The organism is Sphingobacterium sp. NGMCC 1.201703 (assembly GCF_047784615.1).
Taxonomy (GTDB): domain Bacteria; phylum Bacteroidota; class Bacteroidia; order Sphingobacteriales; family Sphingobacteriaceae; genus Sphingobacterium.
On the sequence record NZ_JBLOHD010000001.1, the window covers coordinates 651780 to 667931 of the forward strand.

Sequence of the window (16152 nt, forward strand, 5' to 3'; positions counted from 1 at the left end):
AAAATTATAAAAAATATAGAAAACAACAGGGTTGTCATTCAATAAAGATTATAAACTATTAAACCATAACAAATGAAAGGAAAATTGATGTTGCTGGGTATTTCTGGTATACTTAGCTATTATTGTCTGTCTTGTCAGCAAACGAATAGTTCAAAAACCAGCCCAAACGACACTGTCGCAGCCTTGATGGACACTTCATCATTTCGCACAACGATTGACACGAAAAAAGTCTATTTATACGAATTGACCAATAAGAATGGTGTACAGGCCTATTTTACGAATTATGGAGCGCGTCTAGTTGGTCTTTGGGTGCCCGATAACAAGGGGAAATTGTGTGATGTGGTTTTGGGGTTCTCGAAGGCCAGTGATTATAATAATCCGAAAGAACCATTTTTTGGAACAATTGTAGGGCCTTTTGGCAATCGGATTGCAAAAGGAAAATTTAAATTGGACGACAAGAGCTATAAATTGGCTGTGAATAATGGTCCGAATACATTACATGGCGGTTTTAAGGGCGTACATTTTGCGCATTGGATCTTAAAGAAAGCCGATCATTCATCCCTTACTTTCGCCTATACATTGCCAGATGGACAGGAAGGGTTTCCGGGAAATATTCAGATGGAAGTTACCTATACGCTGAATGACAACAATGAACTGATGATTGCTTATCGTGCCGAAACAGATAAAAAAACAGTCATTAACTTAACAAATCACGCTTACTTTAATCTGAATGGTGAGGGGAGTGGTACAATACTGGACCATCAACTTCAATTGTTTGCCAATCAATATACGCCTGTTGACAGTACATTGATACCTACCGGCCAATTGGTAGCAGTGAAAGCAACTCCTTTCGATTTTACTGCGCCCAAGGCGATCGGAAAAGATATCAATACCAATGATCAGCAGCTCAGTTATGGGAAAGGTTATGACCATAATTTTGTCTTGAACAAAGACAAGGAAGGCGAATGGTATAAAGCCGCTCATGTCGTAGGCGATAAGTCCGGTATTGTCATGGATATTTTGACGAGTGAACCGGGGATCCAATTCTATAGCGGCAATTTTATGAATGAGCAAGTGCAGTTGAAAAACGGGAAAAAGGATGCTTTCCGAACAGCTTTCTGTCTCGAACCACAGCATTTTCCAGATGCACCAAATCAACCCAAGTTTCCAACGACAGTTGTAAGTCCTGGGCAAGTTTATCAAACGAAATCCCTGTATCGTTTTTCGGTAAAATAATACATATTTATAATGATTGGTTTTGGAAGTACATCTCGATAGAGATGTGCTTTCTTCTATTGATACAAATAGGCAGTGTTTTGAGAAAAATCAATCATCCAACTCATTGATTAAAACTTAAATTTGGATAATCAGTTATAAAACTAATCAAGCCAATAATGACAAAAAAAATAGGTCTATTATCTTATTTAATTGGAATTTGTTTTCTCAGTTCGGCACAAAACAATGCTGTAATCGCTGTTGATCAGTTGCCGGTTGAAGGGAAGAATCTAAATTATATTAATAACCGTTTACCGCTAAAACAGAATGCGCTGCTGAAACTGCCCGTCGGTAGCATTGTTCCTCAAGGTTGGTTGGGGAAATATTTGGAATTACAGAAAAATGGCCTTACGGGACATTTGGGAGAGATTAGCGCCTGGTTATCCAAAAAAAATAATGCCTGGCTGAGTTCGGATGGAAAAGGTGAATACGGCTGGGAGGAAGTACCTTATTGGTTGAAAGGTTATGCAAACCTGGGCTATATTCTGAAAGATCCTGAAATAATAGCGGAATCAAAAATATGGTTGGAAGCAGCGATTAAAAGTCAGCGGCCGGATGGCTACTTTGGCCCCCTGATCCTGCGCAACAATAAACCGGATTTATGGGGTAATATGATTATGCTTTGGTGTCTGCAATCGTATTACGAATATAGCGCTGATCCGCGTGTCCTGACCTTAATGACCAATTATTTCAAGTGGCAGGCAAGTTTACCGGATAGTTTTTTTCTAAAAGATTATTGGGAGAACAGTCGTGGTGGAGACAATTTATTGTCAGTCTATTGGCTTTATAATAGAACGCAAGGGAATGAATGGTTGATGGATTTGGCCGATAAAATCCATCGCAATACAGCAAATTGGCGACAGAAGGATGATTTACCCAATTGGCACAATGTCAATATCGCACAGTGTTTCAGGGAGCCGGCTACCTACTATCTTAAGAGCCAATCAAGTGACGACCTGAAGGCGACCTACGCTAATTTTCACTTTGTCAGACAGGTATTCGGCCAGGTGCCGGGAGGCATGTTTGGTGCTGATGAAAATGCCCGCCCAGGGTATACCGATCCACGGCAGGGCGTCGAAACCTGTGGTATGGTTGAACAAATGGCTTCCAATGAGATCCTGCTGGGAATAACAGGAGATCCTTTTTGGGCTGATCATGCCGAAGATGTGGCCTTCAATACATATCCTGCAGCAGTAACAGCAGATTTTAAGGCACTACGTTATATCACCAGTCCCAATATGACCATTAGCGATAGCCACAATCATGCTCCGGGCATTGATAACAATGGTCCCTTTTTGATGATGAATCCCTTTAGTTCACGTTGTTGCCAGCACAACCATAGTCAGGGATGGCCGTATTATGCGGAGCATCTATATATGGCAACAAACGATAATGGTGTTGCCGCAGTATTATACGCTGCATCCAACGCGGATGTTAAGGTCGGAAATAATCAGAAGATCCGAATTCAACAAAGCTCTAATTACCCATTTGAAGAGTCTATTCGTTTTGTCATCGGAACAAATGGAAAGACAATCGATTTCCCATTTTACTTACGGATTCCGGCTTGGGCAAAACAGGCGCAGATCAAAATTAATGGAAAGATAGAAAAGGTTGAATCGGGGGCAAAGTATATCCGGATTGATCGAAAATGGAAAGATAACGATCAGGTTGAACTTTCGCTGCCGATGTCCATTGTATTGAATAACTGGACAGCGAATAAAAATGCGGTGAGTATCCAGAGGGGACCATTGACCTACGCTTTGAAAATCAAGGAGAATTATGTGCAGAAGGATAGTAAAGCTTCTGCTATTGGTGACTCAAAATGGCAGGAAACCGCTGATCCGACAAAATGGCCCTCCTATGAGATCCTTCCGGCAAGTGATTGGAATTATGGTCTTGTTCAAAATCAGTTGACAGCACCGGATCAATTAAAGGTGGTTAAGCGGGCTTGGCCAAAAGATGCTTTTCCATTTGAGGCGGACGCAGTACCGATTTCCATTATGGTCAAAGCAAAAAAAATTGATGGTTGGAAAATAGATGAAAATGGATTGACAGGGGTATTGCCATTGAGCCCTGTAGCGAGTCAAGCTGCGGTACAGGAAGTAGAATTGATTCCCATGGGTGCCGCCCGTTTACGTATTGCGGCGTTTCCCACAGTAAAGTAATTAAAGATATAAATGACATAACGATTTTTATGATGAAGAAAACCTTATTTTTTGCCAGTCTGATGATGGCTGCTCAACTGAATTTTGCGCAGGAATGGAAACCTGTTGGTTCGCGCATTCTGACGCCTTGGGGTGAAAAAGTAACAGCTGAAAAGCCCCATCCAGAATACCCAAGACCACAGCTGGTAAGAAGCAATAACTGGCAAAATTTAAATGGTTTATGGAAATATGCCATTACCCCAATAAATACAAAAGAAATTCCTAAGCAGTGGGATGGAAGTATACTGGTTCCTTATGCTATAGAATCGGCACTTTCTGGGGTGGGTAAGGAAGTTGGCAAGGATAAAGCCCTTTGGTATACGAATACGGTTACTTTGGACAAGTCTGTCAACAAAAACAATGTGTTGCTCCATTTTGGCGCGGTGGATTGGCAATGTGATGTCTATGTAAATAATCAATTGGTCGGAAGACATGAAGGTGGTTTCGATCCTTTTACGATGGATGTGACCTCTTATCTCAAAAAGGGAGCCAAGCAGGAAATTGCCCTTCGCGTATGGGATCCTACCGATGATGGGCCACAACCACGCGGTAAACAGGTTAACCGTCCCAATGGTATCTGGTATACACCGGTTACAGGGATATGGCAAACGGTATGGTTAGAAAGCGTACCAAAGGCTTACATTGTGAAAACAAAACAGACGCCAAAATTAGATGAAGGTGTACTTGCCTTTCAGGCCACAGTAGCAGGTAGTCAAGCGGGTGATGAAATTAAAGTTCGCGCATTAAATGGAACGCAAGTGATTAAAGAGCAAGTGGGCCAACCAAATGCGGATTTTGAACTTTCTGTCCCCAATTTAGAAGCCTGGTCACCAAGTAATCCAAAACTTTATGACCTGGAAATTCAGTTACTTCGCAAGGGTAAGGTCATTGATCAAGCAAAAAGCTATTTTGCCATGCGAAAGATTTCAATGGAAAAAGACGAAAATGGGATACAGCGTATGCTGTTGAACAACAAGTTTACCTTTCAATACGGGCCACTTGATCAGGGCTGGTGGCCTGATGGCTTGCATACTGCTCCTACGGATGAAGCTTTAAAATTTGATGTGATCAAGACAAAGGAAATGGGTTTCAATATGATCCGTAAGCATATCAAGGTTGAGCCTGCACGCTGGTATCGCTATTGCGATAGCATCGGTATGCTTGTGTGGCAGGATATGCCAAGTGGTGACCTGGGGGGAAATCATTGGGATATGCAGCCCGGAAAAATATCAGGTGGAAATCGGGATAAAACACGTTCTCAGGAGTCTGAAGGATACTACAGAAAAGAATGGAAGAACATTATGGACGTGCTGCACAATTACCCGAGCATTGTGATCTGGGTACCTTTTAACGAAGCCTGGGGCCAGTTTAAGACAAAGGAGATTACCGAATGGACAATGGCCAATGATCCTTCCCGATTGGTAAACAGCGCCAGCGGTGGTAATTTTATGGAAACAGGTCATATACTGGATATACACAATTACCCGGATGCAGCGATGCCAGATCCAAAATTATTTGGAGCGAAACAGGTACTTGCACTGGGTGAATTTGGTGGACTGGGGCTGCCGATCGATGGCCATTCCTGGCAGCAAAAGGATAACTGGGGCTACCAGAGCTTTAAAAATAAAACCGAACTTCTCGAACGATATAAGCAACTCATCCGTGATCTGACACGACTTATTCCAATGGGACTGTCAGCTGCAGTTTATACACAGACGACTGATGTGGAAGTGGAGACCAATGGTTTAATGACTTATGATCGTAAGGTGGTAAAAATGCCTGAAGCGGAATTAAATACTGCCCATCAAACCCTATATCAAGCGTCAACGAAGTAAGTCAGTCAATGCTTGGACTCCATCGATTCCATTAATGGAGACTGTAGCAGGATAGAAATAATTTTCCGGATACAATGTGTGGAAGTATCAGGTTAAAATAAAAATAATAAAATGTTGCAGTCAATGTTGCTAAAATATTGGAGTGGAGTTTTGTGCCTGTGCCTGTTGAACTCCTGCAGAAGTTCTTCAGGTTCAGGTGCACAAGCTGTAAAGACTACCGGGGCATCCGTAGAGAAGACAACCTACATAAATCCTGTTTTTGAACCGATACTTGCAGATCCCACGGTGGTACGTAATCCGCAGAATAAATTATTTTATGCTTATGGAACAGCGGACAACTGGGGTGATGGCAAAGGGCAGCGTCTTGTTTCTATTTTGCAATCCAAAGATTTGGCGCATTGGACCTGGATCGGGACAGCATTTTCGGCCAAACCAAACTGGAAGTCAGCAGGTGGGATTTGGGCACCTGATGTGGTATTATTGAATGGAACATATGTGATGTACTATGCGTACTCCACCTGGGGTGATCCTAATCCAGGTATCGGAGTAGCTGTAGCAGACAAACCCGAGGGGCCATTTATAGATCGGGGCAAACTGTTCGATAGTAAATCGATCGATGTGCCTAATTCGATAGATCCCTATTTTTTTAGGGAAAAGAACCATAACTACCTCTTCTGGGGAAGTTTTAGCGATGCCGCTACACAAGGAACTTATGGAGTACCTCTGGATAACGATGGAACGCAAGTACCAGATTTGAATAAGAAATTTAAAGTTGCGGCTGGCGATTTTGAAGCTGTGGTGATCCATAAAAGAAAAGGCTATTATTACTTTATCGGTTCGAAGGGCTCCTGTTGCGAAGGTGAAAAAAGTAGTTACCACGTACTCGTTGGCCGATCGAAAAAGTTGATGGGACCTTATTTGGATCGGGAAGGTCGTGATTTGGCCCAGCGAGGAAATGGAACCTTATTGCTGAAGGGGAATGATAAATTTGTTGGGACAGGGCATACTTCCCGGATTATAACCGATGATCAGGGCAATGATTGGTTACTTTATCACGCCATGGACCCTAAACGACCACGCGTTTCAACAGGGGGTAATCGTCGCATGCTATTATTGGATCAGGTAATTTGGAAAGAAGATTGGCCGATGATTGAAGGCGAGACAAGCAGTGTCATCGCGAAAAAGGCTCCGATATTTAAATAGATCTTAAAGTAATAGTTGATTAACCTTATAACCGTAATTGGGCAAAGACTTTGTCCCCATTGCAGTTTCCCTCAGAAAATATACATGCTGAATCAAACGCAAGGATATTGTTAACCTGATTATTTTTTCTTATTTGCTGTCATAATATGTCGATAAACCAATCCGCAGTTACTCTGAGCGACGATTAGCTTAAATGCTCGTCAAGCCAATGATCAATGAACTGAAAGACTTCTTCCTTGCAATCTTCGTTGAGTATTTCGTGACGCATGCCTTCATACAGTTTTACAGTAATATCGGCCTGTCCCTGCATACGTAATTGGGCGGCAGTATCTTCCACTCCCTTCCCGAATTCTCCGATGGGGTCATCTTGTCCACTAATAAATAATAGCGGTAAACCTTTCGGAATGCGTTTTGTGAGTTCTTTATCTGTCGCGCGCAGCGATAAACTCAATACGGTATAAAATCCATTGTTCGTAAATAAACCACCACAGAGTGGATCTTCGATAAAAGCAATGCGGTTGGCTTTGTTGACACTCAGCCAGTTGCTGTTATTTTGATTGGGTTCATTTTTAAATCCGGCATTATTACGCTGATCAAATATGCTGTTAATCAATCGGCTTCGTTTTTTAGGTGCAAAGGAGTTGAGAACAGCCAGCAGCATAAGAAAAGCGGTGGATCCCTTTTGTCGCGCGCCCGTCCCAACGATTATCGCCCCTTTAAAACGATCTCCTGCCTTTTGTAAAGCACAACGGGTAACAAAAGATCCCATGGAATGCCCCAAGATAAAATGGGGTTGATCGGGATAGCCCTGTTGCAAGACAGTGCTCATTGTTAACGCATCCTGTATCAATTGTTCTGCTGGATCAGATTGTTGAAAATACCCTAATCCATCTGTATTAACTGCGGTCTTCCCATGACCCAACTGATCATAGCTGAGTACAGCAAAACCACGGTTAGCCAGATGATCGGCAAGCTTGTGATAACGGCCACTATGTTCCTGCATGCCATGAACAATCAATATTGTCGCTAATACCTTTTGGTGCACAGGTTCAAATATACTGTAGAAGAGTTTATGGCTTGGTTTACCTTCAAAAGAACTTATTGGAAAAAGATTGGACGATACCCTATTCATTATGTCGCTTCCTTAGTGTAAGTGTAAACTAAGATAATTTTGTTGGATTTGCAAGTTGGGCTTGTCGGGTTTGGATAAAAAAATCCTAAAGGTGAGTATAATGAGCAAATTTAGTCCGTATTAATTTTTTAGTATCAGAATATTTTTTAGATTTGCAGTAATTTAGAATTAATTTAAATAAGCGATTAGTTCTTCGGTTTAATATTTGTATTCAGCTGAGGTTAGCAAGAGCCATACGATATTCACAAACAGCTAGCGGGAATAGCGATTGTTCATGATGACTTCATTATCAATAAACATACGTTCTAATGAAAAAGACACTTTTAGCAGCTTTACTTTTGGCGGCATCTTATGCCCAAGCACAAACAAACTCATTGATGAATGGTGAGTTTTGGAAAGGTAAACCTACTTTGGCTACCGTTAAGGAGGAAATTACAAAAGGAAATAGCCCTTCACAACCCAATGCGGCATCTTTTGATCCCGTAACGATGGCAATCCTAAATGGAGCTCCGACAGATGTTGTCAAATTCATGATTGAACAAGAAGGGAACAGTGTAACGAAGAAAACACACCATAGTCGGAGTTACCTGCATTGGGCGGCTTCAAGTGGTAATGCTGAATTGGTGGATTATCTAATTGCAAAGGGTTCTGATGTCAACTACCAGGATAGCCATGGCTACCCGATCATTGCCTATGCTGCGTCGACAGGAAATACCAATACTGCTGTTTATGATGCTTTATTTAAAGCTGGAGTAGACCCAAAACAAAAATATGAAGGTGGAGCTACGTTAATGATGCTGGCGGCTTCTGCGGATAAAGATCTTACATTGACCGATTACTTTATCAAGAAGGGACTTTCTATTCAAGATAAAGATGAGTACGGCCGTGTCGTTACGGATTATGCAGCGAAATTAGGTAACATGCCGTTGGTCGAAAAATTTATCGCCCGTGGTGTAAAACCGACAAATAATGCCTTGTTTTTTGCTACACAAGGATCTAGACAAGCATCAAATGGACTGGAGACTTATACCTATTTGGTGGAGAAACTAAAATTGGACCCTAAATATATCAATAAAGACGGTGCGACTTTATTACATGCGCTTGTACGCCGTCCAGATATGGCGGTGATCGATTACTTTTTAAATAAGGGAGTTGATGTTGCAAAAGCGGATAATGAAGGCAATACAGCGCTTATGGTTGCGGCGAATGGCAAAGACGCAAAATTAGTGGAACTGCTACTTTCCAAAGCAAAGAATGTGAATGCTGTGAATGAAAAAGGTGAATCTGCATTGACCAAGGCGGTGGGTAATGGTACAGCTGAGATCGCAGCACTCTTGATTAAAAACGGTGCGGATGCCAAATTATTGGACAAGGATGGTAACAACTTAGCTGTTTACTGGTTCAATTCTTTTAGGGAGGCTCCGCAGGGTGGACGTCCGCAACAGGCTACGCAATCTAATAGCCCACAGGTAGATGATTTTAAAGAAAAATTAGCTGTGCTTAAAGCGGGCGGACTGGATGTGGTCGCACCACAGAAAAACGGTAGCACACTCTATCATCTTGCCGTTGCTAAAGAAAGCACAAACCTCATTCAGAAAGCAAGTGAACTGGGAGTAGATATCAATGCTCAGGATAAAGAGGGCACTACTGCATTACATAAAGCCGCTTTGATTGCCAAAAACGATTCTTTATTGAAAACACTGCTTGCTTTGGGCGCAAAAAAAGAACTGAAAACCGAATTTGATGAAACCGCATACGATTTGGCAAAAGAAAATGACTTTTTGTCAAAAGGAAATGTACAGTTGGACTTTTTAAAATAATAAGATGAATACTATAATTAAGATCGCGCTAATCACACTTTTGTTTTCTGCAATTTCTGTTAGCACATTTGCCCAAACGGGTAAATATAAATGTATGATCCAAATGAATGCTTATCAAGGGGAGGGAGCTTATGTTGTTATTTCACTCATAAACCCGAAGGGAGCATACGAAAAAACACTTGCTGTATTGGGGCCGGATAAACAATGGTATAATACATTGAAAGAATGGTATAAATTTCAGGCTAAAACCAAAGAAAAGCTGAGTGCAGTGACCGGTGCTTCCGTTGGTGGAGGTGACCGTGCGATGCGTACATTGGAAATAGATGAGTCTAAATTCAACAAAGGGTATAAACTTCGCTTTGAATCCGCTGTCGAAGAACAGAAATATCATACTGCAGATGTAGAAATCCCATTAACAAAAGAGGCTATCACTGAAAAAGCAAATGGTAAGGGATACATTAAGCTTGTCAAATTAAATAAAGTACAATAAGAAAAAATGTTGGTATCTGTCTGGAGGTATGCACATTTAGCCTTAGCTCTTGTTTCTTCTGTTTTTTTACTATTATTATCGGTCACCGGAGTAATTTTAGCCATTGACGCCGTCAATGAAAAAATACCACCCTATCGAATAGAAAATATAGATTCTTTGAATCTTTCGCAGACTATTACTGGTCTGCGAAAGGTTTATCCCGAAATTGTTGAAATTTCGGTTGACCACAATGAATTTGTGAGCATTGATGCCATAGATGCTGAGGGAAATACTGTAAAAGGATATATTGACCCGCAAACCGGCAAATATCTGGGTGCGCAAAAGAACAAAACACAGTTTGTTCAATGGACTACGGCCCTGCATCGTTCCCTATTCTTAAAGGTGACAGGCCGAATTATTATTGGCATCGCTTCTTTTCTACTATTTTTGATTACAATTTCAGGTTTGGTGCTGATTATCAAACGTCAACAAGGCGTTCGACATTTCTTTGCCAAGATCAATCGGGATTTCTTCGCACAATATTTTCATGTTGTTTCAGGGCGCTTGTTTCTGATACCCATTTTAATTTTGGCTTTGACGGGGACCTATTTATTTATGGTCCGAATCGAACTGTTGAAGAAGACAAACCAAACGGTTGAATATCCAGTGAAGGAAAATGAGACCGAGGAACGGACGATAGCGGATTTTTCGATCTTCAAAAAAACGAAGCTTAACGATGTCGTGAAGGTGGAGTTTCCTTTTATGGAAGGAGATCCTGACGAATATTACGTCCTCAAACTGAAAGACCGTGAGTTGACAGTAAATCAATTGAACGGTGCCGTACATAAAGAAGTCAAGTATCCCTTTACTGCACTTGCAGAGCAATTTTCACTCGATCTTCACACCGGTAAAACCAATATGATATGGGCCATCATTTTGGGGCTTGCATCATTGAATATTGTGTTTTTTATTTATACAGGTTTTGTCATTACCTTCAAACGTACGCGAACAAAGATCAGGAATAAGTATAAGGCAGCCGATGCCGAAATTGTTATTCTGGTAGGTACTGAAAATGGAAGTACCTTGTTTTTTGCCAATCAGATTCACAAACAGCTGTTGGCTGATGGTAAAAAATCCCTTTTGCTTGGCATGAACCACTTTCAATATTTTCCAAAAGCAAAACATCTTTTGCTGTTTACGTCCACCTACGGTCTGGGAACAGCGCCTTCCAATGCGATTCAGTTTGAGAAAAAGCTGTTGGCCTATCCACAGCAGCAGTCGATTAATTTCTCTGTTCTCGGTTTTGGATCGAAAGCATACCCTGATTTTTGCGCTTATGCGTATGCAATAGACAAGTTGCTCAGTGAGCAAACATGGGCCTCCCGACTGATAGCCCCACATACGGTCAATGACAAAAGTGTTGATGAACTGATTTCATGGGTACATCATTGGAGTGAACATACCAATATTGCCTTGGCTTCTGCTCCAGCGATATACAGTTCCAAAGTTGTTGGATTGAAGAAATTTAAAGTTATGGCCAGATCAACTGTTTCAGAGAGCAACAGTACCTTTACACTTTTATTGAAACCTCTTGGAAAAATGAAAGTACAGTCCGGAGATTTGTTGGCTATCTATCCGGCGCAGGATCAACGGGAACGTTTCTATTCCATTGGATGTAAGGATGGGATGGTTCAATTGGTCGTCAAGCTATTTCCTGATGGTTTTGGTTCGGGATTTCTATACCAACTAAAAGCTGATCAGATTCTGGAAGCACGTGTCATGGCCAACACTAGTTTTCATTTTCCAAAGGCAGCACCTGCTGTGGCCTTGATTGCAAATGGAACCGGTATTGCACCGTTTTTGGGTATGATTGCAGAAAATCAGCATAAAATACCTGTCAAACTCTATGCAGGCTTCCGCAAGAACAATGAGATGACGGCACAATATTTGGAATTTACCGATGAACAAAAAAAACTGGGACAACTGAACGATGTACAACTGGCTTTTTCACGGGAACAGCAGGGGCAGTATGTGATGGATCTGATCCGTCAGGATGGTACGTACTTTGTTGAATTGCTCGAACAACAGGGCTGTATCTTATTGTGTGGTTCACTCCGAATGCAACAGGATGTCGAAGCAACCTTAAACGAGATACTGCTGGTAAGTACAGGTAAATCGATCAGCATCTACAAAGAAAATGGTCAGATCCTGACAGATTGTTATTAAACACGACGATCTTATGCTATCATTTATTTTGACAATGTGTGATGAATTATTATAAGCAGTATCTACTGATTTCAATATTTTGGTTGATAGCCGTCGCTAACGGTTTTTCACAGGTATTGCTCAAAAAACAGGTGACCCTTATGGGATCTGTTTTTGAGATCACCCTAGTTGATCAGGATAGCGTACAGGCCAACCAGCATATTGTCGAAGTCATTGCAGAGATTGAACGTATCGAAAACCTAATTTCGGAGTGGCGTCCATATACGCAGATTTCGGAGGTCAACCGCAATGCAGGCATTAAACCTGTTAAAGTTGACCGCGAAGTATTTGACCTGACCAAAAGGGCAATTCAATACAGCCGGAATTCACAAGGAGCCTTTGATATTAGTATTGTGGCTTTAGATAAAATATGGAAGTTTGATGGCAGTATGGATACGATGCCTTCTGCCGATGCGATCCGGAATTCGGTTGCCAAAGTTGGCTATAAACATATTGTTTTGGATAGTGCTGCTTCGACTATTTTCTTGGAACTTCCGGGCATGAAAATTGGCTTTGGTTCGATCGGGAAGGGCTATGCCGCCGATCGGGGAAGGGAAATCATGAAAGCCCGTGGAATCACTGCTGGAATCGTCAATGCTTCCGGGGATCTATCCACCTGGGGTAGCCAACCAGATGGTGACCCCTGGAAGATTGGGGTGAATAACCCCTTCAAATCACATCAGATGGTTCGGGTTCTTCGCTTGAATGAAATGGCTGTCGCTACCTCAGGCAGCTATGAAAAATATGCCGAAATCAATGGAAAACGTTATTCTCATATTATTAATCCCGTCACCGGATATCCAGCTACGGGACTGACTTCGGTAACAATCTATGGACCGTCGGCAGAAATAGCCAATGCCCTGAGTACTTCCATTATGGTGCTGGGTGAGAAAGAAGGAAAGAAAATAATCCGTAATTTCCCAAATTATCGTTTTATCTTTATTACTGACAAAGGAAAGGTTGTCCGGGATAAACGCAAGTAATCCTATTAAATAACAACCTGTATGTTCACGCAAACATCATGATTTCTTTACACTGGGTGAACCGAACGATTGAGCTCATGAATGCCGCTTAAAACATACAGGCATGAATAAATCAGATAGCTGCGTCACAGCTGAAAATAATTTAGAGTAAAAGCTTTGTTGGTTCGTCTATGTAATTATGGACATTGCATACCAAAATCATATGGCAGAAAAAAACTCCAGATCATTTACAGACATCGTCAAGACCTATGGGAGTCAATTGCTGCGTTTTGTAAAAGGAAAGGTCAAAAAGACGGAAGATGCCGAGGATATCTTGCAGGAAGTCTGGTATCAATTCAGTCGTTTGACCAATATGGACGAACTGGAAAATGCTGGGGCATGGTTGTATGCTGTAACGCGAAATAAGATTACGGATAGTTATCGAAAAAAGAAAGATGAGTCACTTGATGATTTAATGGCGGATGGAGAGGAAGTGGATACAGCCTTTCCGATACGTCAGTTTCTACTGGCCGATGATTCTAACAATCCTGAACTTAAATTATTCAAAGACATTTTTTGGGATGAATTGATGAAAGCCCTCGAAGAATTGCCCGAAAAACAACGTCGGGTTTTTATGCTCAATGAAATTGAAGATAAAACCTTGCAGGAGATTGCCGACATGGAAAATGAAAATCTGAAAACGATAATAAGCAGAAAGGGCTATGCTGTAAAACATCTGCGTTTACGTTTGCGGAACTTGTATGAAGAATTAAAATTTTAAAAATAAAGCTATGAATAGAAGAATGAGAAGACAAGGAAAAGGTAAATTTGCTTTTGTGTTTGTTGCCATTATCATTGGAGTTTTCTTGCTGGTAGCCTTGTTGCAATATCTGTGGAATACATTAATGTGTGATATTTTCAGTTTGAAGGCAATCACGTATTGGCAGGCGTTTGGACTGTTTGTGCTATCACGCATTCTATTTGGACGTGGATTTGGTAAGCCGGGAAGAGGTGGATTCCGTAAAAATTTCCCCCCTGATATGGGCCGCCATGAAAATCTTTCAGAGGAGGAAAGGGAGCGCTTGCGGGAGGAATGGAAACGTCGTTTCAGCGGACGATGCGGATTCTGAAAAAAAAAGTAAATTTTTTAAAGTAAAAACCTGATACAGGCGTCTTCTTCTATAAAGGCGCCTTTTTTTATGCCAAAAGCTGAAGAAACACTGTAAAGGTAATGACAGGACGCGATGATCTGTTACTAGCGATATACAACAATTATACGGGTTGAGAAATTGACAACGAAAGAAGTATATCTAATAGGATTACCAATAAGTGGATTGACAGATTTTGGGTTTAAAGAACAATTAAATGAAAGAAAAAATGAAAAATAAAATTCGATTTATATTACCCCGCTTGATCGCATTGACGGTAATAGTGGGTTTAGCCAGCTTGATTATGGGAGCGATCTTTAAGCTGTTGTTGGTTGCAACGATCTTATTCGGAATAGGAAGCTTTGCAATGGCCAAAATGCGCAGGAGAGAAATGCGTTCATTTAAAATGCACAAGGCTCCGGTCCATCCCGGAATGTACAGTGCTTCGAGGACCAATAGTGCAATCGTTCCTTTACACAAACAACAACGGGTTAAGAATGCGACAATTGTTCCGGTATATTAATAGCAGGACTTGGTAGAAAACCAAATAACATAAATAGCGGCAATAGCGAAGTCCCTTGGACTGCTCATTGCGCAATACACAATAATTATTACTAAAAAAATAAAGACATGTTTAAAAGAGATCATTATTCCAGCGGACATTCAAATCAAAATAGATTTTGCGGTCAACATTTCAAAGACCGCTTTGAAAAATTTCAACAGCATTTTTTTGAAGGCGAAGCAGGGCAGCGCGGAGAGGGGCAGCAATTTGTTCCTGTAAATATTTCTGAAAATTCTGAGTTCTACGAAGTGCAGGTATTTGCTGCAGGCCGAAAGAAGGAGCAATTTCAGGTGAGTATAAATGAAGGAATCTTAACGATTTCCTGTACAGAAAATACAAACGATGCGACAGCTTATATCTATAAGGAGCATTTGGGCACTGCATTTGAACGTGAATTTCAATTAAATGAACAAGTGCTTACAGATAACGTACATGCCAGTTTCGAAGATGGTGTACTAACCGTCATTCTTCCCAAGGACCTTGACAAGGTAAAAAGACCACAAGAAGTCATTATAGACTAGGTTTGACGGATTGTAACGCTTTTACAGCGCATAGAAAAAGGGGTGTCTGCATTGTGGACACCCCCTTTTTCTTTAATTTAGTTGGCACCCTCCCTATAATCTCTTTTCGAATACTCAATTCTAAGGGAGCTTTTATTTTTGGAGGATTTTCCCTTTATGTTTTTTTGAGCTTCTTTTGCAGTTGTTTTTTTCCAAACTTTCCAAAGAAATAGAATAAGGCAAAAACGACCAAAACAGCCATAAAAGGAACGAATATGGCTAGAATGGTTAAGACGGAGGAACCAATAGTCTCCATGGTCGAAATAATAAAATTGCCAAGACCCGCGGTACCGATGGAAGAAGCGGCTCTTGTACCAGCCAGTACTGTACTTATCGTCGCCGCAGTTCCCCCTCCGGCGATAATGGCCGCTGACCAGCGGAAAAACGGAGAAATATCTGTAAACTGCACCGCAAATAGTAATGTTCCCGCAATCGTTGCCAAAGGAATGGATATGGTATCAAGAATATTGTCAACAAGGGGTATGTAGTAAGCGGCAATTTCGATAACCATCGCGATGCTTGTGGTGATCAGTACCAAATTGGAACCTGCCCAAGCCCATTCATTACCTACCTGAAATAATTCCAGACGACAGCCCAGGCTGAGCAAAAACAAGGGCATAAAAATTCGGAAACCTGTTGCCGCAGCCAGACTAATACCAATAAATGCACTGACCAGATATGTGGATAATTCCCCCATGACAAATGGATGCTTAGTTC

Annotated in this window: 14 protein-coding genes; 12 read left to right on the forward strand and 2 right to left on the reverse strand. The window is 41.3% G+C overall.

Annotation, left to right across the window (positions count from 1 at the left end):
- The first annotated feature begins 72 nt into the window (after positions 1 to 72).
- From ACK8HY_RS02495 to ACK8HY_RS02510, 4 genes are all read left to right on the forward strand, one after another.
- The gene (locus ACK8HY_RS02495) at positions 73 to 1236 is read left to right on the forward strand and encodes an aldose epimerase family protein (RefSeq protein WP_416132672.1); all 1164 of its coding nucleotides are present in this window, start codon (positions 73 to 75) and stop codon (positions 1234 to 1236) included.
- 158 nt (positions 1237 to 1394) lie between these two features.
- Complete coding sequence (locus ACK8HY_RS02500; RefSeq protein WP_416132673.1) at positions 1395 to 3440, forward strand: beta-L-arabinofuranosidase domain-containing protein; 2046 nt, start codon at positions 1395 to 1397, stop codon at positions 3438 to 3440.
- 29 nt (positions 3441 to 3469) lie between these two features.
- The gene (locus tag ACK8HY_RS02505; RefSeq protein ID WP_416132674.1) at positions 3470 to 5314 is read left to right on the forward strand and encodes a glycoside hydrolase family 2 protein; all 1845 of its coding nucleotides are present in this window, start codon (positions 3470 to 3472) and stop codon (positions 5312 to 5314) included.
- A 123-nt stretch (positions 5315 to 5437) separates the two neighbouring features.
- Complete coding sequence (locus ACK8HY_RS02510) at positions 5438 to 6517, forward strand: family 43 glycosylhydrolase (RefSeq protein ID WP_416132675.1); 1080 nt, start codon at positions 5438 to 5440, stop codon at positions 6515 to 6517.
- A 184-nt stretch (positions 6518 to 6701) separates the two neighbouring features.
- Here the strand turns inward: ACK8HY_RS02510 and ACK8HY_RS02515 are convergent, their stop codons facing one another.
- Positions 6702 to 7649: an alpha/beta fold hydrolase gene (locus tag ACK8HY_RS02515; RefSeq protein ID WP_416132676.1), complete on the reverse strand. Its 948-nt coding sequence runs from the start codon at positions 7647 to 7649 to the stop codon at positions 6702 to 6704.
- 308 nt (positions 7650 to 7957) lie between these two features.
- Here ACK8HY_RS02515 and ACK8HY_RS02520 point away from each other — a divergent pair, with 308 nt between their 5' ends.
- The 8 genes from ACK8HY_RS02520 (at position 7958) to ACK8HY_RS02555 (ending at position 15396) form a co-directional block, all read left to right on the forward strand.
- Complete coding sequence (locus ACK8HY_RS02520; protein ID WP_416132677.1) at positions 7958 to 9469, forward strand: ankyrin repeat domain-containing protein; 1512 nt, start codon at positions 7958 to 7960, stop codon at positions 9467 to 9469.
- Positions 9470 to 9473: 4 nt separating this feature from the next.
- Positions 9474 to 9959: a DUF2271 domain-containing protein gene (locus ACK8HY_RS02525; RefSeq protein WP_077436736.1), complete on the forward strand. Its 486-nt coding sequence runs from the start codon at positions 9474 to 9476 to the stop codon at positions 9957 to 9959.
- 6 nt (positions 9960 to 9965) lie between these two features.
- Positions 9966 to 12164: a PepSY domain-containing protein gene (locus tag ACK8HY_RS02530; RefSeq protein WP_416132678.1), complete on the forward strand. Its 2199-nt coding sequence runs from the start codon at positions 9966 to 9968 to the stop codon at positions 12162 to 12164.
- A 41-nt stretch (positions 12165 to 12205) separates the two neighbouring features.
- A complete protein-coding gene (locus ACK8HY_RS02535) occupies positions 12206 to 13186 on the forward strand; it encodes an FAD:protein FMN transferase (RefSeq protein WP_416132679.1) in 981 nt (326 codons plus the stop codon).
- A 202-nt stretch (positions 13187 to 13388) separates the two neighbouring features.
- Positions 13389 to 13946: an RNA polymerase sigma factor gene (locus ACK8HY_RS02540; protein ID WP_199768592.1), complete on the forward strand. Its 558-nt coding sequence runs from the start codon at positions 13389 to 13391 to the stop codon at positions 13944 to 13946.
- A gap of 10 nt (positions 13947 to 13956) precedes the next feature.
- Positions 13957 to 14295, forward strand: coding sequence for a hypothetical protein (locus tag ACK8HY_RS02545; protein ID WP_416132680.1), 339 nt, complete (start codon positions 13957 to 13959; stop codon positions 14293 to 14295).
- A gap of 247 nt (positions 14296 to 14542) precedes the next feature.
- Positions 14543 to 14836, forward strand: coding sequence for a hypothetical protein (locus ACK8HY_RS02550; RefSeq protein ID WP_416132681.1), 294 nt, complete (start codon positions 14543 to 14545; stop codon positions 14834 to 14836).
- A 107-nt stretch (positions 14837 to 14943) separates the two neighbouring features.
- Positions 14944 to 15396 carry an Hsp20/alpha crystallin family protein gene (locus tag ACK8HY_RS02555; protein WP_120258507.1) on the forward strand — a complete coding sequence of 151 codons (453 nt, stop codon included), beginning with the start codon at positions 14944 to 14946 and terminating at the stop codon, positions 15394 to 15396.
- Between the two features lie 154 nt (positions 15397 to 15550).
- Here the strand turns inward: ACK8HY_RS02555 and ACK8HY_RS02560 are convergent, their stop codons facing one another.
- A complete protein-coding gene (locus ACK8HY_RS02560; protein ID WP_416132682.1) occupies positions 15551 to 16132 on the reverse strand; it encodes a DUF4126 domain-containing protein in 582 nt (193 codons plus the stop codon).
- Positions 16133 to 16152 lie beyond the last annotated feature (20 nt).